Source organism: Bradyrhizobium sp. Leo170, from assembly GCF_004296405.1.
Taxonomy (GTDB): Bacteria; Pseudomonadota; Alphaproteobacteria; order Rhizobiales; family Xanthobacteraceae; genus Bradyrhizobium.
This window is the reverse complement of the sequence record NZ_PSRR01000813.1, coordinates 1-732: the sequence shown is the minus strand read 5'-3', so window position 1 is coordinate 732 and position 732 is coordinate 1. Positions and strand designations below refer to the sequence as shown.

General features: G+C 69.1%; 1 protein-coding gene. It reads left to right on the top strand.

Features of this window, described 5'->3' with window-relative positions:
* Nucleotides 1–82 precede the first annotated feature (82 nt).
* A partial coding sequence (locus tag CWO89_RS44865; protein ID WP_130584458.1) for a DUF1403 family protein occupies nucleotides 83–732 on the top strand: 650 nt, incomplete at its 3' end.

The following is a 732-nucleotide window of genomic DNA, read 5'->3' as shown; positions in this document are numbered from 1 at the left end:
CGCTCGTTGTTATCCACCGACAGGCGCGGCGGTTTGTGGCGTTTTTGATGGTGTAAAGCGCCGTGACCGATTACCATGAGTCATGCCGTCGCGCGTGCGAACCCTCCCTGACCCCCCACCGACCTTCCCACCCTGTCCAACCTGGGGTCGGCAGGCCTTATCCGGGCAATCCGTTGATGATGCGGCGTTTTTCGCCGGCGCGGCCCTTGCCGCGATCCATCCGATCGCCCGCAGCGAGCACCCGCTCGGCCTGCTCTGGCGCCATCGTCTGTCGCTCGCCGATGCCGCCGTGCTCGCCCGGCATGGCGGGCGCACCGAGGACGAGGCGACGCTGCGCGACGCTTGGTATCTGCGCCGCGAGACCGATGACCCCGGCCCGGGCGGGCGCATCCTCAAGGCCTGGCGGTATCTCGGCGAGCGCGCCGCCATGGTGCCGGACGACTGGATGATCACGCTGCCCATTCGGTTCGAACTGAGCTTCGACGACGCGTTCGTAGACGTCGTCGCCGCCGCAGCGAAGCTGGCGGTCGGGCAGGGAAGCGCGATCGCGGCCGCCGCCGAGATCGCGGCGATGAGCATGCGTTTGGTCCCTGCAAGCGAACCGCTGGCCTTGTGGCTGGCCGACATCGTGCTCGCCCACCGCCTGAAATGGCCGATCGCCGTGCCGCTGATCGCCGGCCAAGTTCGACGCGGCGATCTGCGCGCCGCGGGCAAGGTTGGCGGCCCGGACGA